The organism is Streptomyces sp. 3211.6, assembly GCF_003634815.1.
In the GTDB taxonomy this organism is placed as follows: Bacteria; Actinomycetota; Actinomycetes; order Streptomycetales; family Streptomycetaceae; genus Streptomyces; species Streptomyces katrae_A.
In genome coordinates this window covers 5,426,537-5,449,578 of record NZ_RBXC01000001.1, presented here as the reverse complement: position 1 = coordinate 5,449,578, position 23,042 = coordinate 5,426,537, and the positions used below count along the sequence as shown (strand labels likewise).

At 72.5% G+C, this 23,042-nt stretch carries 21 protein-coding genes; 8 read left to right on the top strand and 13 right to left on the bottom strand.

All coding sequences use genetic code 11. The features are described 5' to 3' along the window. Positions 1-2: 2 nt before the first annotated feature. Both BX286_RS25350 and glgB read left to right on the top strand, forming a co-directional pair. On the top strand, positions 3-1,436 hold the full coding sequence (locus BX286_RS25350; RefSeq protein ID WP_079429835.1) for a maltokinase N-terminal cap-like domain-containing protein: 1,434 nt from the start codon (positions 3-5) through the stop codon (positions 1,434-1,436). Beyond that, positions 1,433-3,718 carry a 1,4-alpha-glucan branching enzyme gene (glgB, locus tag BX286_RS25345; protein WP_121016388.1) on the top strand — a complete coding sequence of 762 codons (2,286 nt, stop codon included), beginning with the start codon at positions 1,433-1,435 and terminating at the stop codon, positions 3,716-3,718. The genes BX286_RS25350 and glgB overlap by 4 nt, the downstream gene beginning before the upstream one ends. Here the strand turns inward: glgB and trxA are convergent. Then, a complete protein-coding gene (gene trxA / locus BX286_RS25340; RefSeq protein ID WP_079429833.1) occupies positions 3,708-4,052 on the bottom strand; it encodes a thioredoxin in 345 nt (114 codons plus the stop codon). The two genes, glgB and trxA, sit on opposite strands and share 11 nt — an antisense overlap. After that, on the bottom strand, positions 4,049-4,456 hold the full coding sequence (locus BX286_RS25335; RefSeq protein ID WP_100862846.1) for a MerR family transcriptional regulator: 408 nt from the start codon (positions 4,454-4,456) through the stop codon (positions 4,049-4,051). The genes trxA and BX286_RS25335 overlap by 4 nt, the downstream gene beginning before the upstream one ends. A gap of 337 nt (positions 4,457-4,793) precedes the next feature. On the opposite strand from BX286_RS25335, the gene BX286_RS25330 reads away from it, so the two are divergent. Further along, entirely contained in the window at positions 4,794-5,486 is a 693-nt protein-coding gene (locus BX286_RS25330; RefSeq protein ID WP_079429831.1) for a helix-turn-helix transcriptional regulator, read from the top strand. 152 nt (positions 5,487-5,638) lie between these two features. On the opposite strand, the gene BX286_RS25325 is transcribed toward BX286_RS25330, so the two are convergent. Continuing rightward, entirely contained in the window at positions 5,639-6,664 is a 1,026-nt protein-coding gene (locus tag BX286_RS25325) for an ATP-dependent 6-phosphofructokinase (RefSeq protein WP_079429830.1), read from the bottom strand. A gap of 255 nt (positions 6,665-6,919) precedes the next feature. Between BX286_RS25325 and pta the strand changes: the two genes are divergently transcribed. The 3 genes from pta to pyk all read left to right on the top strand — a co-directional run bounded on the left by pta (position 6,920) and on the right by pyk (position 11,768). Next, positions 6,920-9,010, top strand: coding sequence for a phosphate acetyltransferase (pta, locus tag BX286_RS25320; RefSeq protein ID WP_079429829.1), 2,091 nt, complete (start codon positions 6,920-6,922; stop codon positions 9,008-9,010). A gap of 50 nt (positions 9,011-9,060) precedes the next feature. Further along, entirely contained in the window at positions 9,061-10,275 is a 1,215-nt protein-coding gene (locus tag BX286_RS25315) for an acetate kinase (RefSeq protein ID WP_121016386.1), read from the top strand. A gap of 62 nt (positions 10,276-10,337) precedes the next feature. Then, positions 10,338-11,768: a pyruvate kinase gene (pyk, locus tag BX286_RS25310; protein WP_079429827.1), complete on the top strand. Its 1,431-nt coding sequence runs from the start codon at positions 10,338-10,340 to the stop codon at positions 11,766-11,768. A 120-nt stretch (positions 11,769-11,888) separates the two neighbouring features. Here pyk and BX286_RS25305 read toward each other — a convergent pair whose 3' ends face one another. The 4 genes from BX286_RS25305 to BX286_RS25285 all read right to left on the bottom strand — a co-directional run bounded on the left by BX286_RS25305 (position 11,889) and on the right by BX286_RS25285 (position 16,101). Next, positions 11,889-13,199: a hypothetical protein gene (locus tag BX286_RS25305; RefSeq protein WP_079429826.1), complete on the bottom strand. Its 1,311-nt coding sequence runs from the start codon at positions 13,197-13,199 to the stop codon at positions 11,889-11,891. Next, positions 13,189-13,743, bottom strand: a complete 555-nt coding sequence (locus BX286_RS25300; RefSeq protein WP_100862849.1) for a DUF6114 domain-containing protein — start codon at positions 13,741-13,743, stop codon at positions 13,189-13,191. Before BX286_RS25300 ends, BX286_RS25305 begins: the two co-directional genes overlap by 11 nt. Before the next feature lie 109 nt (positions 13,744-13,852). Further along, positions 13,853-14,500, bottom strand: coding sequence for a DUF6230 family protein (locus BX286_RS25295; protein WP_079429824.1), 648 nt, complete (start codon positions 14,498-14,500; stop codon positions 13,853-13,855). Between the two features lie 617 nt (positions 14,501-15,117). Then, entirely contained in the window at positions 15,118-16,101 is a 984-nt protein-coding gene (locus BX286_RS25285; protein ID WP_079429823.1) for a tetratricopeptide repeat protein, read from the bottom strand. Between the two features lie 271 nt (positions 16,102-16,372). On the opposite strand from BX286_RS25285, the gene BX286_RS25280 reads away from it, so the two are divergent. Then, entirely contained in the window at positions 16,373-17,005 is a 633-nt protein-coding gene (locus BX286_RS25280; RefSeq protein ID WP_100864102.1) for a TetR/AcrR family transcriptional regulator, read from the top strand. 81 nt (positions 17,006-17,086) lie between these two features. Here BX286_RS25280 and BX286_RS25275 read toward each other — a convergent pair whose 3' ends face one another. The 4 genes from BX286_RS25275 to BX286_RS25260 all read right to left on the bottom strand — a co-directional run bounded on the left by BX286_RS25275 (position 17,087) and on the right by BX286_RS25260 (position 21,211). Then, entirely contained in the window at positions 17,087-18,787 is a 1,701-nt protein-coding gene (locus BX286_RS25275; protein ID WP_079429821.1) for a methylmalonyl-CoA mutase, read from the bottom strand. A gap of 117 nt (positions 18,788-18,904) precedes the next feature. Next, positions 18,905-19,234 carry a DUF3817 domain-containing protein gene (locus BX286_RS25270; protein WP_045948372.1) on the bottom strand — a complete coding sequence of 110 codons (330 nt, stop codon included), beginning with the start codon at positions 19,232-19,234 and terminating at the stop codon, positions 18,905-18,907. A 50-nt stretch (positions 19,235-19,284) separates the two neighbouring features. Beyond that, complete coding sequence (locus BX286_RS25265) at positions 19,285-19,794, bottom strand: MarR family winged helix-turn-helix transcriptional regulator (protein ID WP_079429820.1); 510 nt, start codon at positions 19,792-19,794, stop codon at positions 19,285-19,287. A 43-nt stretch (positions 19,795-19,837) separates the two neighbouring features. After that, complete coding sequence (locus tag BX286_RS25260) at positions 19,838-21,211, bottom strand: MFS transporter (RefSeq protein ID WP_079429819.1); 1,374 nt, start codon at positions 21,209-21,211, stop codon at positions 19,838-19,840. Between the two features lie 115 nt (positions 21,212-21,326). Here BX286_RS25260 and BX286_RS25255 point away from each other — a divergent pair, with 115 nt between their 5' ends. Next, positions 21,327-22,322: a DUF5937 family protein gene (locus BX286_RS25255; protein WP_121016384.1), complete on the top strand. Its 996-nt coding sequence runs from the start codon at positions 21,327-21,329 to the stop codon at positions 22,320-22,322. A 74-nt stretch (positions 22,323-22,396) separates the two neighbouring features. On the opposite strand, the gene BX286_RS25250 is transcribed toward BX286_RS25255, so the two are convergent. After that, on the bottom strand, positions 22,397-22,693 hold the full coding sequence (locus BX286_RS25250) for an MTH1187 family thiamine-binding protein (protein ID WP_079429817.1): 297 nt from the start codon (positions 22,691-22,693) through the stop codon (positions 22,397-22,399). Further along, positions 22,690-23,034, bottom strand: coding sequence for a DUF3817 domain-containing protein (locus BX286_RS25245; protein WP_079429816.1), 345 nt, complete (start codon positions 23,032-23,034; stop codon positions 22,690-22,692). Before BX286_RS25245 ends, BX286_RS25250 begins: the two co-directional genes overlap by 4 nt. Positions 23,035-23,042: the final 8 nt, after the last annotated feature.

Here is a 23,042-nt window from a genome sequence, read left to right as displayed (position 1 = left end):
CCATGTCGGAGGCTGCATCCGCCCGGAGCCGGCTGACGGCCGACCCGGCCGCCGGGATCGGCCCGCTCGAACCGATGCTGCGGGAATGGCTGCCCGCGCAACGCTGGTTCGCGGGAAAGGGACGCGGGATCGGCCGGCTCAGGCCCGTCTCGGCCGCCGAGCTGCTGCCGCCGGGCTCCGTCCCGGGCCTGCTGCACCTGCTGCTCGACGTGGACGGGGACTGCTACCAACTGCTGCTGGGCATCCGCCCGTCCCCGCTGCCCCCCGCCCTCGCCCCCACCCTGATCGGCCACCCCCGGTCCGGCCCGTACGCCGGGATGGCCGTGTACGCCGCCCTGGGCGATCCCCGGCTCGCCGCCATGCTGCTGGAGCGGCTGCGCTCCCCCGGAACCCTGGGGCCGCTGCGCTTCGACCGGGACCCGCACACCCCGATCGAGGCCGGGCTCACCCCCCGGCCGCTGTCCGGGGAGCAGACCAACTCCTCGCTGATCTACGGGGATTCGTACATCCTGAAGGTGTTCCGCCGAGTCGGCCCCGGGATCAACCCGGACCTGGAGCTGCCCAGAGCCCTCGCCGCCGCCGGCTGCGCCCGCGTCCCCGCCCCGGTGGCCTGGTACGAGGCGGCGCCGGGCGGTGGAGAACCGTTGACCCTGGGCGTGCTCCAGCCCTACCTGCGCGGTTCCGACGACGGCTGGCAGCTGGCCCTGCGCCGGCTCGGCGCCGGCGCCGACTTCACCGCCGAGGCACACGCCCTGGGCCGGGCCACCGCCGAGGTGCACAGCGCCCTGGCCGACGCCCTGCCCACCCTGGCCCTCGGTCCCGAGCAGACGGCCCGGCTCGCCGCCGGGATGACCGCGCGGCTGGCCGCCACCGCCCGCGAGGTGCCCGCGCTGCGGCCCTTCGAGGCCGGGCTGCGCGGCGCCTTCGACGCCCTGGCCGCCTCGCGGGGGGCCGGGGTGCCCGCCCAGCGCATCCACGGGGACCTGCACCTGGGCCAGACCCTGCGCACCGCCGACGGCAGCTGGGCGCTGATCGACTTCGAGGGCGAGCCGGCCCGCCCGCTGGCCGACCGGCGCCGGCCCGAACCGGCCGTCCGCGACATCGCCGGGATACTGCGCTCCTTCGACTACGCCGCCCGCTCGCACCGGCCCTTCGCCCCCGCCTGGGCGGACGCCTGCCGGGCCGCGTTCTGCGAGGGCTACGCCCGCACCACCGGCCGCGACCCGCGCGAGGACCCGGTCCTGCTGCGCGCGTACGAGACCGACAAGGCCGTGTACGAGGCCCGCTACGAGTTCCGGCACCGCCCCGACTGGCTGCACGTCCCGATGGCGGCGATCCGCCGGCTGTCGGCGCCCGAACGCCCCGCACACCGCATGCCCCCGCCCCTTCCCGGCACCGCCCCCCACCCGAAGCCCCCGAGGAGGCCGCTCGCGTGAGCGCCGCACGACAGCCGTCACCGACCGTCCGCGAGGAAGCCGCAGCGGTCCCGGAAGCCGCGAAGCGCCCCCGCGCCCCGCGTGCCCGCCGCACCGCCCCGCCCCACGGGGTCCGGCCGGCCCCCGCGCTGGACCCGGGGGAACGGGCCCGGCTGCTGGAGGGCCGCCACCACGACCCGCACGCGCTGCTGGGCGCCCGCGCCCAGCGGGGCGGGGTGGCCTTCCGGGTGCTGCGCCCGTACGCGAAGGCCGTCACGATCGTGGCGAAGGGGCTGCGGGCCGAGCTCCTCGACGAGGGCGACGGGCTGTTCTCCGGGCTGCTGCCGCTGACCGGGGTGCCGGACTACCGGCTGCTGGTGGCGTACGAGAAGGACGAGATCGAGGTCCACGACCCGTACCGGTTCCTGCCCACCCTCGGCGAGCTGGACCTGCACCTGATCGGCGAGGGCCGGCACGAGGAGCTGTGGACGGCGCTGGGCTCGCAGGTCATGGAGCACCAGGGGGTGGCCGGCACCCGGTTCACGGTGTGGGCGCCCAACGCACAGGGCGTCCGGGTCTCCGGGGACTTCTCGTACTGGGACTCCGTGGCGTACCCGATGCGTTCGCTGGGCTCGACCGGGGTGTGGGAGCTGTTCCTGCCGGGGGTCGGCGAGGGGACCCTGTACAAGTACGACATCACCCGCCCGGACGGCGGCCACACCCTGCGCGCCGACCCGATGGCCCGGTACGCGGAGGTCCCGCCGGCCAACGCCTCGGTGGTCACGGCGTCCCGGTACGAGTGGGGCGACGCGCGGTGGATGGCCGCGCGCGGGGGCCGGCCGGCGCACCAGGCGCCGATGTCGGTCTACGAGCTGCACCTGGCGTCGTGGCGGCCGGGGCTGAGCTACCGCAGCCTGGCCGAGCAGCTGCCCTCGTATGTCAAGGAGCTGGGCTTCACGCACGTGGAGTTCATGCCGGTCGCCGAGCACCCCTTCGGCGGCTCGTGGGGCTACCAGGTCACCGGCTTCTACGCGCCGACCTCGCGGCTGGGCACCCCGGACGACTTCCGGTTCCTGGTGGACTCGCTGCACCGGGCCGGGATCGGGGTGATCGTCGACTGGGTGCCGGCGCACTTCCCGCGCGACGCGTGGGCGCTGGCCGAGTTCGACGGGCGGCCGCTGTACGAGCACCAGGACCCGCGGCGGGCGGCGCACCCGGACTGGGGGACGCTGGAGTTCGACTACGGGCGCAAGGAGGTCCGCAACTTCCTGGTGGCCAACGCCGTGTACTGGTGCCAGGAGTTCCACGTGGACGGGCTGCGCGTGGACGCGGTGGCCTCGATGCTGTACCTGGACTACTCGCGCGGCGAGGGCGACTGGTCGCCGAACGAGCACGGCGGCCGGGAGGACCTGGACGCGGTGGCGCTGCTCCAGGAGATGAACGCGACGGTGTACCGGCGCTGCCCGGGCGTGGTGACGATCGCGGAGGAGTCCACGGCCTGGGACGGGGTGACGCGGCCGACGGACTCGGGCGGGCTGGGCTTCGGGCTGAAGTGGAACATGGGCTGGATGCACGACACGCTGCGGTACGTGTCGAAGGAGCCGGTGCACCGCAAGTACCACCACCACGACATGACCTTCGGGATGGTGTACGCGTTCAGCGAGAACTTCGTGCTGCCCATCTCCCACGACGAGGTGGTGCACGGCAAGCGCTCGCTGGTGTCGAAGATGCCGGGCGACTGGTGGCAGCAGCGGGCCACGCACCGGGCGTACCTGGGGTTCATGTGGGCCCATCCGGGCAAGCAGCTGCTGTTCATGGGGCAGGAGTTCGCGCAGGGTTCGGAGTGGTCGGAGACCTACGGGCCGGACTGGTGGGTGCTGGACTCCTCCTACCCGGCGGCCGGGGACCACCGGGGGGTGCGGGAGCTGGTGCGCGACCTGAACCGGGCGTACGCGGCGGCGCCGGCGCTGTGGGAGCGGGACTCGGTGCCGGAGGGCTTCGCGTGGGTGGAGGCGGACGCGGCCGACGACAACGTGTTCGCCTTCCTGAGGTACGGAAACGACGGCTCGCCGCTGCTGTGCGTGTCGAACTTCTCGCCGGTGGTCCGGCACGGCTACCGGATCGGGGTGCCGGAGGAGGTCCCGGTGTGGCGGGAGGTCCTCAACACGGACCGGGAGGTGTACGGCGGGAGCGGCGTCCACCACGACCGCCCGCTGCGTCCGGAGCCGGTCCCGGCCCAGGGCCGCGCGAGGAGCCTGCGGATGACGCTCCCGCCGATGGCGACGGTCTGGCTCAGGCCCTGACGAGCGCCTCCTCCAGCTCCTGGAGGAGGCGGCGCTTGGGCCGGGCGCCGACGAGCTGCCGGACGGGCTCGCCGTCGCGGAAGAGGAGCAGGGTCGGCATGGACAGCACCCCGTAGCGCGTGACGGCGCCGGGGTTGGTGTCCGCGTCGATCTGCACGACCTTCAGGCGCCCGGCCTCCTCGGCCGCCACGGCGGAGAGCACGGGGGCCAGCTGGCGGCAGGGGCCGCACCAGTCCGCGGTGAACTCCACCAGGACCGGGCGGTCCCGCTCGGCCAGCACCTCCGCCGCGAAGTCCGCGTCGGTCACCTCGGCCACACCCTTGGCGTGGATCATCGTGTTCCCCTCTCCCAGCCGGCCATCTCGCAGCGCGGCTGTGCCTGTCCGGCGGCCTCCTCGGCCGCCGCCAACTGGTGCGCGACCTGCTCGCGTACGTCCGCCAGCCGGCCGATCAGCCCGTCGAGCTCGGCGAGCTTGCGGCGGTAGACGGCGAGCGAGGCGGGGCAGCTGTCGCCGGCCGGGTGGCCGTCGCGCAGGCAGTCGACGAAGGGGCGGGTGTCCTCCAGGTCGAAGCCGAAGTCCTGGAGGGTGCGGATCTGGAGCAGGAGCCGCAGGTCGTCCTCGTCGTAGTCGCGGTAGCCGTTGCCGGTCCGCCGGGCGGTCAGCAGACCGCGCGACTCGTAGTACCTCAGCGTGCGGGTGCTGGTCCCGGCCCGTTTCGCCAGTTCGCCGATGCGCATGGGCCGACCGTATTCCTTGACGCCGACGTCAGGGATAGGGGCTGCGGGGCGGGACGTGCGGGGGCCCTCGCCACCCCCGTATGCGAGGGCCCCGATATGGATCACGTACGGCGTGGGGGTGCGGTTCACGGTGTGTGGCGGGGATCACGCGGCGGGTCCGGGAAAGGCGCCCACATCGCAGTGGCCGGATCCGTACGCTGTCAATGGATCTTCCTGCATCCGATTACCGGACAGTCGCCGGGAAAACCGCATAAAGTCATGAACTCCATAGGACTTTCCTACGAGTTATTGGCTTGTTTGAATAGTCTGTAGTCGGCGAGGCTCGGCCACTCCTACCGTGTGCCGTGTGCACTCCAGCCCACCTTTCAATGCCCCCGCCGCGCGCCGCCTGCGCGCGGCCCTGGGCATGGCGCCCGGTCATGTCGCCTACGGCCTGCGGGCGCAGTACGGCCTGCTCGTCGCACCCGAGACCGTGATGGCCTGGGAGCAGGGCGAGCAGTCGCCCAGTTCCGCCGAGCTCACCGCCCTCGCCGGCGTGCTCTGGTGTTCCCCCGGGGAGCTGCTCGCCGAGCCCGTCACCCTGCGGGAGCACCGGCTGGCCCGGGGCATGGACCCCGAGGACCTGGCCCGCCGGGTCGGAGTGGAGCCGGGCGCGTACCTGAAGATGGAGGAGAGCGGGCGCTGGAGGGGCAACGAGCGCCAGTCCGCCGCCCTCGCCTCGGTGCTGAAGCTGAGCCTGGCCCAGTTCGTGGGGGTGAGCGGCAGGCAGGACGAGCTCGACGGGCTGCTGCGCAGCGCGGCGACCACCCGCTGGCAGGCGTACGTGAAGCCGCTGGCCAAGCTGCTGCCGGTACCCAAGGCCCATCTGGAGCGGATCCTGGAGCTGCTCTACAACGAGTACCAGCAGCGGATGGTGGCCACGGTCAGCTGGGGCGGCGGCGACAGCGCGACCTGGACCGGCGACGCCGGCCGGGAGTACCTGGAGGCGATCTCGGAGCGGTTCTGGTCGCTGGCCGGCGGCGGTGCGTGAGGCGGCACGTCCGGCGGCACGCGCAACGGCACGTCCGGCACCCCGCGCCCGTACGCGACGGCCCCGGTCGCCCCTCTCACGGGAGGGCGACCGGGGCCGTCCGGCGCGGAACCGGGGACGAAGGTCCCGGCGGGCCGGGACGCAGGGCCCGGTCAGAAGACGGACTCGGCCTCGTACATGCGGTCGTCGGGGACCCTCTTCAGCTCGGCGACGGCATCGGCCAGCGGGGCCATGACGACCTCGGTGCCGCGCAGGGCCGTCATGTTGCCGAAGTCCCCGCGGTGCACGGCCTCGACGGCGTGCCAGCCGAAGCGGGTGGCCAGGACGCGGTCGTAGGCGGTGGGCACGCCGCCGCGCTGGACGTGGCCGAGGATGACCGGGCGGGCCTCCTTGCCCAGCCGGTGCTCCAGCTCGACGGCCAGGCGGTTGCCGATGCCGGCGAAGCGCTCGTGGCCGTACGCGTCGATGGCGCCCTTCTCGTAGGGCATGGAGCCCTCGGCGGGGTGCGCTCCCTCGGCGACGCAGACGACGGCGAACTTCTTGCCCCGGGCGAACCGCTCCTCCACCATCTTCACCAGGGCGTCCACTTCGAAGAGCCGCTCCGGCAGGCAGATGCCGTGGGCGCCGCCGGCCATGCCGGACTCCAGGGCGATCCAGCCCGCGTGGCGGCCCATGACCTCGACGACCATCACGCGCTGGTGGGATTCCGCGGTGGTCTTGAGGCGGTCGATGGCCTCGGTGGCGACGGTGACGGCGGTGTCGAAGCCGAAGGTGCGGTCGGTGGCGGAGATGTCGTTGTCGATGGTCTTGGGGACGCCGACGACCGGCATCCCGGCGTCGGCGAGCATCCGCGAGGCCGTCAGGGTGCCCTCGCCGCCGATCGGGATCAGGGCGTCGAGCTGGTAGCGCCGCGCGAGTTCCGCCGCGTTCTCGGCGGCTTCGTGCAGCCGGGCGCGCTCCATGCGGGCCGAGCCGAGGATGGTGCCGCCGCGGGCCAGGATGCCGCTGACGGCATTGATGTCCAGGGGGCGGTAGTGGCCGTCGAGGAGTCCCTTGAACCCGTCCTCGAAGCCGATGACCTCGTCGCCGTGGCCGACCAGTGCGCGGTGTACGACCGACCGGATGACGGCGTTCAGGCCGGGACAGTCGCCGCCTGCGGTGAGAACTCCGATACGCATCGTCCTGTGTCTCCTGCTCCTGGTCCTGGTACTGGCCGCACCTGGTGGGCGTATTGATCCCACCTGTCCGATTGTTCCACGGTGGCGGGGCGCCGCACCCTCCGCACCACTGCGCCACCAGGCCTTTGGTCCCGGCCTCCCGGGCCTTTGTTCCGGCGGGCGCTTTATCCACTGACCGGGGTATTGTCAAGAGGTCGAGCCAGACCAAAACCGCCAGACCAAAACCGACAGCCACAGCATGGACGGAGAGCACGCGTGACGCGCAGCGTGTATGTGACCGGGATCGAGCGGGGGGACGGCCGCCAGGTCGTCGAACTGGGGATCATGGAGCTCCTGACCCGGCAGACGGGCCGGGTCGGCGTCTACCGTCCGCTGCTGCACGACGCACCGGACCGCCTCTTCGACCTGCTCAAGGCCCGCTACCGGCTCGACCAGGACGCCTCGGCCGCCTACGGCATGGAGTACGGGGAGGCCGCCGCGGTCCTGGCCGAGAAGGGCACCGACGAGCTGGTCTCCACGCTCGTGGACCGCTACCACCGGGTGGCCCGCGACTACGAGGTCATGCTGGTCCTCGGCACCGACTACGCCGACACCAACCTCCCCGACGAGCTGGCCCTCAACGCCCGGCTCGCCAACGAGCTGGGCGCGGTCGTCATCCCCGTGGTGGGCGGCACCAAGCAGCCCGCCGGCGCCGTGAGCGCCGAGGCCCAGGGCGCCTACCGGGCCTACGAGGGCCTGGGCTGCCACGTGGTGGCGATGGTGGTCAACCGGGTCGCCGCGGCGGACCGGGACTCCATAGCCGAGCGGCTCGCCGCCCGTCTGCCCGTGCCCTGCTACGTCCTGCCGGACGACAAGACCCTCTCCGCGCCGACCGTCGCCCAGATCACCCGGGCCCTCGGCGGCGAGGTGCTGCTCGGCGACGACGCCGGGCTGGCGCGCGATGCCGTGGACTTCGTCTTCGGCGGTGCGATGCTGCCGAACTTCCTGGCCGCCCTGACCCCCGGCTGCCTGGTGGTCACCCCCGGGGACCGCGCCGACCTGGTCGTCGGAGCCCTGGCCGCGCACACCTCCGGCACCCCGCCGATCGCCGGCGTCCTGCTGACCCTGGGCGAGCGCCCGGGGCAGGACATCCTCACCCTCGCCTCGAAGCTGGCGCCCGGAACCCCGGTGGTCTCGGTGGCCGGCAACAGCTTCCCGACGGCTGCCGAACTCTTCTCCCTGCAGAGCCGTTTGAACTCCGCGACCCCGCGCAAGCTGGAGACCGCGCTCGGCCTCTTCGAACGCCACGTGGACACCGCCGAGCTGCGCGGCCTGCTGTCGGTGGCCCGCTCCGAGCGCGTCACCCCGATGATGTTCGAGCACGAGCTGCTGGAGCGGGCCCGCTCGGAGCGGCGGCGCGTGGTCCTGCCCGAGGGCACCGAGGAGCGGGTGCTGCGCGCCGCGGACGTGGTGCTGCGCCGGGGGGTCTGCGACCTGACCCTGCTGGGCGAGGAGCAGGCGATCCTCAAGAAGGCGGCCGACCTGGGCGTCGACATCTCGGGCGCGCAGCTCATCGACCCGGCGGACTCGCCCCTGCGGGAACGGTTCGCCGAGTACTACGCGCAGGCCCGCGCCCACAAGGGCATGACCGTCGAGCTGGCCCACGACGTGGTCACCGACGTCAACTACTTCGGCACGCTGATGGTCCAGGAGGGCCTGGCCGACGGCATGGTCTCCGGCGCGGTGCACTCCACCGCCGCGACCATCCGCCCGGCCTTCGAGATCATCAAGACCAAGCCGGAGGCCTCGATCGTCTCCTCCGTCTTCTTCATGTGCCTGGCCGACCAGGTCCTCGTGTACGGGGACTGCGCGGTCAACCCGGACCCGAACGCCGAGCAGCTCGCCGACATCGCCGTCCAGTCGGCGGCCACCGCCGCGGCCTTCGGCGTCGAGCCGCGGATCGCGATGCTGTCGTACTCCACCGGCACCTCCGGCTCCGGCGCGGACGTGGAGAAGGTCCGCAAGGCCACCGAGACCGTCCGCGAGCAGCGCCCGGACCTGCTGATCGAGGGGCCGATCCAGTACGACGCGGCCGTGGAGCCCTCGGTGGCGGCGACCAAGCTGCCCGGCTCCGAGGTGGCCGGCCGGGCGAGCGTGCTGATCTTCCCGGACCTGAACACGGGCAACAACACCTACAAGGCCGTGCAGCGTTCGGCGGGCGCCGTCGCGGTCGGCCCGGTCCTCCAGGGCCTGCGCAAGCCCGTCAACGACCTCTCGCGCGGGGCGCTCGTCCAGGACATCGTCACCACGGTGGCGATCACCGCGATCCAGGCGCAGTCCCAGGGCGCGGCAGCGCCCACCGCCTGACCCCGCCCCGCCTCCCCCGCATCCCTCCGTCCGAAGGAAAGACTCCCGCCGTGACCGCAACGCGCGTACTCGTCCTCAACTCCGGCTCCTCGTCGGTCAAGTACCAGCTCCTCGACATGGCCGACTCGTCCCGGCTGGCCGTGGGCCTGGTGGAGCGGATCGGGGAGGACGGCTCGCGCCTGGTCCACGAGCCGCTCGCCGGGCCGGGCGCCGCGGGCGGCAAGCGCGAACGGACCGGCGCGATCGCCGACCACGCGCAGGCGCTGCGGGCGGTGGCCGAGGAGCTGGCGGCGGACGGCCTGGGCCTGGACTCCCCCGAACTGGCCGCCGTGGGACACCGGGTGGTGCACGGCGGGACCCGGTTCACCGCCCCGACGGTGATCGACGACGAGGTGCTGGCGGAGATCCGCAGCCTGATCCCGCTGGCCCCGCTGCACAACCCGGCGAACGTGACCGGCATAGAGGTGGCCCGCGAGCTGCGCGCGGACCTCCCGCAGGTGGCCGTCTTCGACACGGCCTTCCACTCGACGATGCCGGAGCACGTGGCCCGGTACGCGATCGACGCGGCGACCGCCGATAAGTACTCCATCCGGCGGTACGGCTTCCACGGCACCTCCCACGCCTACGTCTCCCGGGCCGCGGCCGCGCTGCTGGGCAAGCCGGTGGAGGAGGTCAACGTGATCGTGCTGCACCTGGGGAACGGGGCCTCCGCCTCGGCCGTGCGCGGCGGGGTGTGCGTGGAGACCTCGATGGGGCTGACCCCGCTGGAGGGGCTGGTCATGGGGACCCGCTCCGGGGACCTGGACCCGGCGGTGGTCTTCCACCTGGCGCGGGTGGGCGGGCTCTCGGTCGACGAGATCGACTCGCTGCTCAACAAGAAGAGCGGTCTGCTGGGTCTGTGCGGCGACAACGACATGCGCGAGGTGACCCGGCGGGCGGGCGAGGGCGACGAGTCGGCGCGCCTGGCGTTGGCGGCGTACGTGCACCGGCTGAAGAAGTACATCGGCGCCTACACGGCGGTGCTGGGCCGGGTGGACGCGGTGGTGTTCACGGCGGGCGTCGGCGAGAACGCCTCGGTGGTGCGGGAGGCGGCGGTTTCCGGACTGGAGGAGCTGGGGCTCGCGCTCGACCTGGAGGCGAACGCGGCGCGCTCCCCGGAGCCCCGGCTCATCTCGACGGACTACGCGCGGGTGGCGGTGGCCGTGGTGCCCACCGATGAGGAGCTGGAGATCGCCACCCAGGCGTACGCGCTGGTTACCAGGTAGTCACTTGGACTTTCCACCAGACGGAATATTCCGCTACGAAACAAACGGATAGGATCCGCTTCATGCGCCGTTCCAAAATCGTCTGCACGCTGGGCCCCGCCGTCGACTCGCTTGAGCAGCTGAAAGCACTCATCGAGGCAGGCATGAACGTGGCCCGATTCAACTTCAGCCACGGTTCCCAGGCAGAACACCAGGAGCGGTACGACCGCGTCCGGAGGGCTTGCGAGGAGACCGGGCGCGCGGTCGGCGTACTCGCCGACCTCCAGGGTCCGAAGATCCGTCTGGAGACCTTCGCCGAGGGCCCCGTCGAGCTGGTGCGCGGTGACGAGTTCACCATCACCACCGAGGACGTCCCGGGCGACAAGTCCATCTGCGGCACCACCTACAAGGGCCTCCCGGGCGACGTCGCCAAGGGTGACCAGATCCTGATCAACGACGGCAACGTCGAGCTGCGGGTGACCGAGGTCGAGGGCCCGCGGGTCAGGACCATCGTCATCGAGGGCGGTGTCATCTCGGACCACAAGGGCATCAACCTGCCGGGTGCCGCCGTGAACGTCCCCGCCCTGTCGGAGAAGGACGTCGACGACCTGCGCTTCGCCCTGCGGATGGGCTGCGACATGGTCGCCCTGTCCTTCGTCCGCGACGCCAACGACGTCAAGGACGTCCACCGCGTCATGGACGAGGAGGGCCGCCGGGTCCCCGTCATCGCCAAGGTGGAGAAGCCGCAGGCCGTCGAGAACATGGAGGCCGTGGTCGCGGCCTTCGACGCGGTCATGGTGGCCCGCGGCGACCTGGCCGTCGAGTACCCGCTCGAGAAGGTCCCGATGGTCCAGAAGCGGCTCATCGAGATGTGCCGCCGCAACGCCAAGCCGGTCATCGTCGCCACCCAGATGATGGAGTCGATGATCACCAACTCCCGCCCGACCCGCGCGGAGGCCTCCGACGTCGCCAACGCCATCCTCGACGGCGCCGACGCGGTCATGCTCTCCGCCGAGTCCTCGGTGGGCGCGTACCCGATCGAGACCGTCAAGACGATGTCGAAGATCGTCACGGCGGCCGAGGAGGAGCTCCTCTCCAAGGGCCTCCAGCCGCTGGTCCCGGGCAAGAAGCCGCGTACCCAGGGCGGCTCCGTCGCCCGCGCGGCCTGCGAGATCGCGGACTTCCTCGACGGCAAGGCCCTGGTCGCCTTCACCCAGTCCGGCGACACCGCCCGCCGCCTGTCCCGCTATCGCGCCCAGCAGCCGATCCTGGCGTTCACCACCGACGTGAACACCCGCAACCAGCTCACCCTGAGCTGGGGCGTCGAGTCCGCCGTCGTCCCGCACGCGGACAGCACCGACGCCATGGTCGACCTGGTCGACGCCGAGGTGCTGAAGCTCCAGCGCTTCAACCCGGGCGACACCATGATCATCACGGCCGGTTCTCCCCCCGGTGTCCCGGGCACGACCAACATGGTCCGCGTCCACCACCTGGGCGGCACCGCCCGCGACTGAGCCCCCGGGCCGCCCCACTCCGCCGCACAGAGACCGAGGGCGGCACCCCGGTCCCGTCACAGGGACCCGGGGTGCCGCCCTCGGTGCTTTCCGCTCGGATGCGGCGCGGCGTGGCGCGGACTAGCCCTCCGGCGGGCCGATGTAGTTGTGCAGGCCCGGGACCGTGAGGTTGCCGCCGAACTGGCCGGCCTGGACGACCTTGACGTTCGTGAAGAACGCGAAGGGGACGTTCAGGGGCGGCGGGCTGTTCGGGGTGAACTCGATCGGGATGAGCCCGAAGAGGTTGCCCTTGAGGCTCTCCGTGTACATCGTCACCTTGCCGTCGCGGATCTTGGACGTGGAGCCCGGGCGCGACTTCAGGTGGGCGACGTTCCCCGTCTTGCCGACCGTCTGGTAGAGGTCCTTGATGTCCAGCGAGTCCGCCGTGAACTTCAGGACCTTCTTGGTGTGCCCGCCGGCCGTCTTCACCTCGACGATGCCCTCGTAGTCCAGGCCGTAGAGGGTCAGCAGCGAGCTGTCCAGGTACCAGGGCTCGTCGGGCAGGAGCGGGATGCCCTGCTCCAGCTTCGCGTCGGCCAGGGCCTTGGCGTCGAAGGTGGGGCAGGGGAAGGGCTGCTTGCCGTTCGGGTCCGCCGTGGTGGAGGGGGAGGGCGAGGCGCCGTCGGCCTTGTCGGTGTCCGCCTTGCCCGCGTCGTCCGCCGTCTTGCCCGTCTCGTCCTTCGGGGTCTTGACGGTGTCCTTGACCGACTGGGGCAGCTCCTCGACCGTGGCGCCGGCCTGGTGGGCGGCGTCGCGGATCGCGTCGGCCTGCGGGTCGGCGGCGGGGGCCTTCGGGGTGCTCGGCGTACTGGGGGCGGGCGCCGGCTTCTGCGCGCCCTGGAGGGGCCTGCCGAGGGCGTCCACCAGGCCCTTGAGGGCGTCGCCGACGCCCAGCGGGTCGAGCGGGTTCGTCGTCTTGGCCGCCGAGGGGGACGGGGAGGCACTGGCGGACGGCTTGGCCGCCGGGGTCTCCTGCTTGCGCTCCTTGGGGGCCTCGGGCTGCTTCGCCGACGGGGTCGCCGCGGGGCTCGCACCGGGCTTGGGAGCCTTGCTCGCGTCCGGCGCGGGGCTCGCGCCCGGCGACGTACCGGGCGAGGGCGAGGCGGACGGGGAGCCGGACGGGGACGGCGAGGCCGACGGGGAGGGTTCGTCGGAGCGCGTCACGCACGGGCCGGGCGCGAAGGGGATCTCCTTGTCGTCGGCCAGGGCCAGCTTGGGCGCCATGCCCATCCCGACGAGCACGGCCGTCGGCATCGCCGCGAGCGCCATCGTCTTGCCGACGGGTATCTGGAGCTTGTTCAGCAGCGACTTCCTGGGCGCCGCGTGGCGGCCCCTTCTCTCACGGGACTCTGCACCGGGGGCCACGCCCCGCTGCGTCTCGTCACCCCGCACTGTTCCTCCCGCCATCGGCGTGGGCAGTCTTCTCGGTCACGTACGGCGTTTCCGTCTCACGGGGAGCCGGGATGCCCTGGAAGGCGTCCGGCAGGTCGTGCGCCTGCTCCGCGTCGCCCTCGTGGGGCTCCTCCTCCACGGGCACTCCGGGCGCCCAGGACAGTGCGAGGGCACCGCCGACCAGGGAGCAGAGGAAGCCGATGAAGAAACCGCCGAGGTTGGACACCGGGATCGACACCAGGGCCAGCAGGATCGCGGCGACGCCCGCGAAGACGCGGATGCCCTTCTGGAACCAGACGGCCAGCCCCAGCGTGATCAGCAGGACGCCGATGATCAGCGAACCGGACCCGGCCGTCGTCGCCATCGCGAGGGTGATGTTGCCCAGCCGGACGTCCGCGTAGGGGAAGTAGGCGATGGGTACACCACCGAGAAGGGTGAACAGACCCGCCCAGAAGGGACGCTGGCCCCGCCAGGCGCGAAACCGGTAGTACACGACGGTGAGCCAGTGGTCGTCTGCGGCGCGAACCGGGGCCTCGGGGTTCATGGACAACAGCTCCCTGAAAACGGTGGTACGGAGAACTCTGTGGAGCCCGGACGGGCGCACGACGGCGACCGCCGCCGCCCGCCCGGTCACCTCACAGGACGGAACCGGCCTACTTCTCGTCCTGGTAGCACGGCTGGTTGCCGCTCAGCAGACGCAGCTTGAGGTCGGGCAGGGTGAAGGTACCCGCCGTCGTCGCCCACGCCTTCTGACGGACGTTCGTCAGCGTGGCCGTCTTGGCCCGCTGCGAGAACAGGCCGTTGTCCGCGACCGTGCCGGGGACCGGCTTGGTCGTGTGGCTGCCGTCGCCCACCGCGACACCGATGTCGAGCTGGTCGAACTTGGCATCCGCGTCCAGCTCGGCCACGTCGAGGTAGAGGTTGGTGGCCTCGGCCGAGCGGCCCTTGTTGCCGGTACGCAGCTGCAGCGTGATGGCCCCGCCGAGGACCGGCACCGGGGTGACCAGCGACTGGCACATGTTCGTGATCTTGGCGGAGCTGAAGCCGGAGATGGTCACCGGGTGGTGGGCCGTCTCCTTCGAACCCAGCGTGGCACCGTCGGCGACGCTGCCGTACTGGATCAGGTCATGGCCGACGAGCTCGTCGGCCGACACCTTGAAGTCCTGGCCGGAAACGCTGAACGAGGCCGCGAGGGCGCCCTGCGCCAGACCCACACCGACCGCGGCCGTGGCCGCGATGGACGGCACCATGACGAGCGCGAAGCGCTTCCATCTGGTCCCGCCACGAACCTGAGAACTCATTTCGTTCCTCCTTCTCGGACGTACATCTCCGGTCCGGACAGAGCCCGGCCTGGGATGGGAGAAGTGCTACGTCCTCGGGAAGGAGCGCAGGCGGCCGAGCCGCGGCGCAGCCGCGTCCGATACACCGGCGATCACCCCCGAGCGACAACCACTGGGCCACGCGTTCGCGCAACCTGGAGGACAGGCCCTGCCGGTGTGGCAGAGACCCCCCTGTCCACGGCCGGTGTGCGTGCCACCGGCCCACCCGGTGGGGACCCTCCACCGCGGCCGCCGGATGAGCGGCTCTACGGGAAGGACCGAGCGTCGCCGATCGTGGTCCATTCCAGGCCGGGGCACAAGGGGGGTCGTTACTCGCGGGTAACGGCTGGGTAACCGGAGGGCTGCCCTACGGCACACAGCGGCCACACAGGGTGTCACCCTGGGCCACGACAGAAGGGGTGAAGAAGGAACCAACCGGACAGTTCACGGGGCTCCATTTACTGCGAGTAACAGCGGCCACGATTGCCAAGTTTTGGCAAAGCGCGGCCGCTGTTTATCTCTGTGTCAACAAATCGCCGGTCACCCGGCGGTGCGCCGCTCCAGCCGGGGCCCGGCGGCGCTCCAGACGGCGGCCGCGCTCAGAAGAGGACGCGTGCCAGCGCCGTGCGGGCCGCGGTCACCCGCGGGTCGTCGGCGCCGATCACCTCGAACAGCTCCAGCAGTCGCACCCGTACGGAGTCCCGGTCGTCGCCCGCCGTCACCCGCACGGTGTCCACCAGACGGGAGAAGGCGTCCGCCACGTGACCGCCGGCCAGGTCCAGGTCGGCCGCGGCCATCTGGGCGGCGGGGTCGCGCGGGTTCTCGGCGGCGGCGGCGCGCACCGTCTGCGGGTTCATGTGCTGCACCCGGGAGAGCAGTTCGGCCTGGGCCAGGCCCAGCTTGGCCTCGCTGTTGGCCGGGTCGTCCGCGAGCACGTTCTTGTACGCCTGCACGGCGCCGCCCAGGTCGCCCGCGTCCAGCGCGGCGACCGCCGCCTCCAGCAGCGCGTCGTACGGGCCGGCCGGCACGGGGGCCGGGGCCGCGGGTGCGCCCGCGGCGTCGGGGTCGACCTGGAGGCCGAGGATGCCGAAGCGCTCCTCGGCGACCTGGACCAGCTGGGCCAGGGTCTCGCGGATCTGCTGCTCGGGGGCCACGCCCTGGAACAGCGGCAGCACCTGGCCGGCGACCACGGCGAACACGGCCGGGATGCCCTGGATACCGAACTGCTGCATCAGCATCTGATTGGCGTCGACGTCGATCTTCGCCAGGACGAAGCGTCCGTTCGCCTCGACGGCCAGCCGCTCCAGGAGCGGGCCGAGCTGCTTGCACGGCTCGCACCACTCGGCCCAGAAGTCGAGGACGACCGGGACCTCGTTGGACAGCTGGAGGACGTCGCTCTCGAAGCCGGCCTCGCTGACGTCGATGACGAGAGCGGAGGGCGGGACCGCGCCGCCGGGCGCGCCGCCGCCGGCCTGGCGGGCCGCCTCCGCGCGGGCCTGCTCGGCCTTCGCCTTGGCTTCGCCGGCCGCCTTCACCGCGGCGAGGTCGACGACGCCGCTCATGGACATGTTTCTGGGCTGCATGCGTACATCCTCCCCCGTGTGCGCGCGCCGACGAAAAGGATCCCGGAAGATCCCGTGCGAAACCTCGTCCCCGACGGTTTCGCGTGGTGTTGCTCTTGCCCTGCGTTGTGGTGGCGCCGGGTCCCCACCTGGCGCCGGTAGCTCTTCGCGTGGTTGCCGCTCTTACGCTACGAGCCGTAGCGTAACTCCCCCGGGCGCCGGGCGCTCCGTGATCTGAACCACAGCGCCGGGGCCCCCGACGGTTCCGCTACTGACGGGTATGGTCTCGGCCATGCGCAACCCGTGCTCCCGCACCACCCACCGGCCCGGCCGCACCGGCCGCCCCCGCAGCGCGGCGGCGGACGCGGCGATCCTCGCGGCGACGCGGGACGCGCTGGTGGAACTGGGCTGGTCGAAGCTGACCATGGGGGACGTCTCGGCCCGGGCCGGGGTCGCGAAGACCACCCTCTACCGGCGCTGGGCGGGCAAGAACGAGCTGGTCGTGGACGCGGTGGCGGAGCTGTTCGACGCGCTGGAGCTGCCCGACCGGGGCTCGCTGGAAGCGGACATCGAGTACGTGGTCCTGCAGTTCGCGGAGCTGCTGCGGCGCCCGGAGGCCCGGACGGCCCTGATGGCGGTGGTCGCCGAGTCCACCCGGGACGAGGCGCTGCGGGACCGGATCCGGTCGGCGATCGTGGACCGGCAGAAACGTCTCGTCGTACTGGGTCGCGAACGGGCGCAGGCCCGCGGGGAACTCCCGTACGAGGAGGACCAGTCCCTCGCCGGGCACACCACGGACCTGATCTTCGACGTGATCGCGGGCACGGTGGTGCACCGGGCGCTGGTCAGCTCCGAGCCGGTGGACGAGGGCTGGGTGGCGGCCTTCACCGCCCTGCTGATGCACGGGCTGACGGCCCGCGCCTGAGGCTCCGGGAGCACGCGCAGGGCCGGCCGCGGGCTCCCCGTGGGGAACCGCGCGGCCGGCCCTGGGCGCCGGCGGACGGGGCTAGAAGCCCGGGGGCTCGGTGTAGGTGCCCCACTCGTCGCGCAGGACGTTGCAGATCTCGCCCATCGTGGCCTCGGCCCGCACCGCGTCCAGCATGGCCGGGATCATGTTCGAACCGTCCCGGGCGGCGTCCAGCATCGCCGCCAGCGCGGCCGTGACCCTGGCGTCGTCGCGGCGCTCCTTGCGGGCGGCGAGCACGCGCACCTGCTCGCGCTCGACCTCGTGGCTGACCCGGAGGATCTCCAGGTCGCCGGTGACCGAGCCGTGGTGGACGTTGACCCCGACGACGCGCTTTTCACCCTTCTCCAGGGCGCGCTGGTACTGGAAGGCCGACTCGGCGATCTCGCCGGTGAACCAGCCGTCCTCGATGCCGCGCAGGATGCCCGAGGTGATGGGGCCGATCGGGTGCTGCCCGTCCGGGTGGGCGCGCAGGCCGCGTTCCTTGATCTGGTCGAAGATCTTCTCGGCGTCGGCCTCGATGCGGTCCGTGAGCTGCTCGACGTACCAGGAGCCGCCCAGCGGGTCGGCGACGTTGGCGACGCCGGTCTCCTCCATCAGCACCTGCTGGGTGCGCAGCGCGATCTCGGCGGCCTGTTCGCTGGGCAGGGCGAGGGTCTCGTCGAGGGCGTTGGTGTGCAGGGAGTTGGTGCCGCCGAGGACGGCCGCGAGGGCCTCGACGGCGGTGCGCACCACGTTGTTGTAGGGCTGCTGGGCCGTGAGGGAGACGCCGGCGGTCTGCGTGTGGAAGCGCAGCCACATCGACTTCTCGTTCTTGGCGCCGTACACCTCCTTCATCCAGCGGGCCCAGATCCGGCGGGCGGCGCGGAACTTGGCGATCTCCTCGAAGAAGTCGAGGTGCGCGTCGAAGAAGAAGGAGAGGCCGGGCGCGAAGTGGTCCACGTCCAGGCCGCGGGAAAGGCCGAGTTCCACGTAGCCGAAGCCGTCGGCGAGGGTGTAGGCGAGCTCCTGCGCGGCCGTGGCCCCGGCCTCGCGGATGTGGTACCCGGAGACGGACAGCGGCTTGTAGGCCGGGATGCCGTTCGCGCAGTACTCGATCAGGTCGCCGATCAGGCGCAGGTGCGGCTCGGGTTCGAAGAGCCACTCCTTCTGCGCGATGTACTCCTTGAAGATGTCCGTCTGGAGGGTGCCGTTGAGCACGGACGGGTCGACGCCCTGCCGTTCGGCGGCGACGAGGTACATGCAGAAGGCGGGGACCGCCGGGCCGGAGATGGTCATCGAGGTGGTCACGTCACCGAGCGGGATGTCCTTGAAGAGGACCTCCATGTCGGCGGCGGAGTCGATGGCGACGCCGCAGTGCCCGACCTCGCCCAGCGAGCGCGGGTCGTCGGAGTCGCGGCCCATCAGGGTGGGCATGTCGAAGGCGACCGAGAGCCCGCCGCCTCCGGCGGCCAGGATCATCTTGTAGCGCTCGTTGGTCTGCTCGGCGTTGCCGAAGCCGGCGAACTGCCGGATGGTCCACGTGCGCCCGCGGTAGCCGGTGGCGTGCAGGCCGCGGGTGTAGGGGTACTCCCCCGGCCATCCGATGCGCTCGAAGCCCTCGTAGGCGTCTCCGGGCCGGGGGCCGTAGACGGGGTCGACCTCATCGCCGGAGAGCGTGGTGAAGTCCGCGTCCCGCTTGCGGGCCTTGTCATAACGGGCCTGCCAGCGGCGGCGGCCCTCCTCGATGGCGTCAGCGTCCATGCCTTTGAATTTACTAGGACGTCCTAGTAAATGTCGATGGCAAACCCCCGGGGAGTCTTCCCCGGGGGTGTGATGTCGAGCGTCGCTGCAGTCCCGCGCGAGCGGGCCCGGACGCCGCTACGCGCCGACGGTGACCGGGGCGTCCGCGACCAGCGGCTCCACCTCGGCGCGCACGCCGCGCTCGACGAAGAAGGCGGCCAGCGGGATCGTGCCCGACGCCAGGACCCACAGCAGCTTGCCGAAGGGCCACTTGGCCTTGGAGCCGAGGTCGAAGGCGAAGACCAGGTAGATCATGAAGAGCACGCCGTGGACCTGCGAGACCGCGAGGGTCAGGTCGGCGCCGGTGTCGAAGCCGTACTTCGCCACCATGCAGGCACAGAGGATCAGGAGCATGACCGCGGTCACGTAGGCCATGACGCGGTAGCGGGTCAGCACGCTTCGTTTCATGCCGTCGAGCGTAACCGCCCGATTTGCTCGATCTTGACGCACCCCGGCGCTCAGCCCTCCTCGAAGTCGCCGGCGGCCACCCGCAGCGGCCTGAGCAGGGCGAAGATCTCCGCGCACTCCTCGGCGTCGTAGACGCCGAGGCCGAAGTCGACCGCCATCAGGTCCTTGGTCGCCGCCTCGACGACCTCGCGGCCCTTCTCCGTGATCGAGGCGAGCGTGCCGCGCCCGTCCTGCGGGTTGGGCCGCTTGGCCACCAGCCCGGACCTCACCAGCCGGTCCACGGTGTTCGTCACCGAGGTCGGGTGGACCATCAGGCGCTCGCCGATCTTCGACATCGGCAGCTCCCCCGCCTGGGAGAACGTGAGCAGCACGAGCGCCTCGTACCGGGCGAAGGTCAGGCCGTACGGCTTGACCACCGCGTCGACCTCGCCGAGCAGGATCTGGTGCGCGCGCATGATCGAGGTGATCGCGGCCATGGACGGCACGGGCCCCCAGCGCTGGCGCCACAGCTCGTCGGCGCGGGCGATGGGATCGAAGGGGAGGCTGAGCGGCTTCGGCATCCACCAGACCCTACCGGGCGGTTCATTTCCGGTGCCGCCCGTCTCACTCTTCGGCCCGCCCGGCACGGGCCCCGGTGGCGCGGAGCTCCGCGAGCAGGACGAGGATGACGAGGGTGCCGAGCACGGCCGACCCGGCCACGACGGCATGGGCGGGGAAGACCTCGGCGGCGGCTCCGGCCAGCGCCATGCCAACCCCTTGGAGGGTCATCACCCCGGTGCTCAGCAGGGTCATCGCCCGGCCCCGCAGCTCGTCGGGGACGGCGTCCACGTACATCCGGTCGACGCCGAGGGCATGGGCGTGCGCCAGCCCGGCCAGGACCAGCGCCACCGCGACGGCGACGGGGCCGGGGCGGAGCGCGTACAGGAGGAGGGGGAGCAGGCAGACGGCGGCCAGCGGGGCGGTGATCCGCGCCCGCGTCCGCGCGGTGAGGGCGGAGCCGGCCCAGAGTTCACCCGCGATGGTGCCCACGGGAAGGGCGCACATCAGGATCCCGAGGGTGACGGTCCCGGCGCCGATGCCGTCGGCGTAGGGGGTGAGCAGGGCCTCCGGGACGACGGTGAAGGCGGACGGCATCCAGCACAGCAGGGTCAGGGCGCGCAGCCGGCGGTTCCCGAACACGGCGCGCAGCCCGCCGAGCGCGGAATGCCGGACGGCCCCGGCGCGGGCGGGCCGGGGGCGGGTGCCCAGGCGCAGCAGCAGGGCGGAGGCCAGGAACCCGGCGGCGGTGAGGGCGATCGCCCCGCGCGGGGCCGTGACGGTCAGCAGCAGGCCGCCGAGGCCGAAGCCGGTGAGCTGGGCGCTCTGCGCGACCATCCGCAGCAGCGACCGGCCGAGGACGAAGGCCTCGCCGGAGCCGAGGATGTCGGCGAGGGAGGCGCTGCGGGCGCCCTGGAAGAGCGGCGCGACGAAGGCCATGGCGCAGCGCAGGACGAGGATCCCCGCGATGGGCGTGCCCGGCCAGACCATGGCCGCCGCGCAGGCGGCGCACAGCAGGTCGCAGGCGGTGAGCACCCGCCGGGCGGGGTACCGGTCGGCGATCCCGGCGAGCAGGGTGCCGCCGAAGGCGTAGGGGAGGAAGCCGAGGGCGAAGGTGAGCGCGCTCATCAGGGGTGAGCCGGTGGCGCGGTAGACCAGGACGGTGAGGGAGATCTCGGCGACGACGACGCCGAGCACGGACATCAGGTGCGCGGCGAAGACGGCGGGGAACTCGGGGACGCGGAACACGTCCCGGTAACCGGCCCCCGCGGCGGCGGGTCCGGCGTCCCCCGCAGCGGGCGGCGCCCCGGCGGCCGGGGACGCGGCGGGGCGGCGGCCCGGCGTCACGTCGGGCCCGGCACCCGGGGCGCCGGACGCGGCGGGGCGGGGGGCGGTGCGGGGGGCGGGCCCGCCGGCGGGGACTTCGGAGTCGGTCGGCATGCGCCACAGCCTTCCGGGGCCGGGGCCGGGGGTGCAGTGATTCGCGTGGGGACGAATGTTGCGGCAGAGTCCCCCGGTCGGCACGTCGGCGCGTACACGAGGAAGGCGGCCGGGCATGGGACTGCTCCACCACTTCGGGCACGAGGACCTGCTGCGCTGCCGGTTCGCGCTGTCGCCCCTGTGGGAGACCCAGGAGGCGGTGCGCACCCTCAAGCGCCCCGACCGGCAGGGCTACCACCTGCCCTGGCTGCGCGGGATCCGCGCCGCGGCCGCGGGGCTGGACCTGCGGCCGCTGTGGCTGCTGATGCCCCGGCGCGGGCACAGCACGGACTTCGTCAGCCCGCCGCCGGCGGGACCGGGCGTCTCCTTCGCGGAGGAGCTGGCCCTGGTCCGCGCGGCGGACCCGGACGAGGCGCGCGAGGACATGCGCCGCTCCCTGGCCTGCACCCCGGGCGCGCTCGACAGCGAGCTGGGCCGTTACCTGCTCGCGGACCCCGCCCGGTCCGTACGGGAGCTGGCCGACCTCTTGGAGCGGGCCTGGACGGCGCTGGTCGAGCCGCACTGGCCGCGGCTGCGGGCCCTGCTGGAGGCGGACGTCCTCTTCCACACCCGCCGGCTCGCCGCCGGCGGGCTGGAGGCCCTCTTCGACGGGCTCCACCCGGACGTCTCCTGGGACTCCGCCTCTCTCACCCTGACCATCGAGCGGCCCTCCCACTACGCGCGGGTCCTGGGCGGCCAGGGGCTGCTGCTGATGCCGAGCGCCTTCGTCTGGCCGCAGATCGCGGGCGGCTTCGAACCGCCCTGGCAGCCGACCGTGGTCTACGCGGCCCGGGGCATCGGCGCCCTGTGGACCCCGGTACGGCAGGACACCCCGGCCGCTCTCGCCCGGCTGCTGGGCCGGGCCCGGGCCGACGTGCTGTGCGCCCTGGAGGAGCCGGCGTCCACCACGGCGCTGGCCCACCGGCTGGGCCTGGCCGCGTCCACGGTCTCGGCCCATCTGAAGGTGCTTCAGGAGGCGGGCCTGCTGATCTCCGCCCGCCACGGCCACCAGGTCCGCTACGAGCGCACCCCGCTGGCCATAGCCCTGGCCTCGGGCGCCCCGGCGGACTGACCCCGGGACGTGCGCGAGCGCCCCCCGCCGGAGGGGGCGGGGGGCGCTCGCGGAAGCGGCTTCGGGGGGCGGGGTCAGTCCCGCGCGAGGTGGCGTTCGACCGTTTCGACCTTCGAGGTGATGCCGTCGGTGACGCCAGGGCGGATGTCGGCCTTCAAGATGAAGGAGACCCTCGGGGCGCGCTCCTCCACTGCGGCCACGGCACGCCGGACGACGTCCATCACCTCGTCCCACTCACCTTCCACGGTGGTGAACATGGCGTCGGTGCGGTTCGGCAGCCCGGACTCGCGCACCACGCGCACCGCGTCGGCGACGTACTCGCCGACCTCCTCACCCACCCCCAGCGGGGTCACCGAGAACGCGACGATCACGCCCGGGCCGCCTCACGCGCGCGGGCGGCGACGACGCTGTCGGCCTCGTCCCGCTTGAGCAGCCGGTCGCCGTAGAGCCCGCCGAACGGCAGCAGCGCCAGCAGGAAGAAGAGGGCGACCTTCTTCAGCGGCCACTTCGCCTTGTTCCACACGTCCAGCAGGAAGACCGCGTAGATGACGAACAGGATCCCGTGCAGGATGCCCAGCGGCATCATCAGGTAGTCGATGTCCGAGATCCGGCTCAGCAGGGAGCCGAAGATCAGCAGGGCCGGGAACGACAGCGCCTCCGGGACGGAGATGAGGCGCAGCCGGTGCAGGGCGGAGGCGGTCTTGATGTCCACGTGGAACC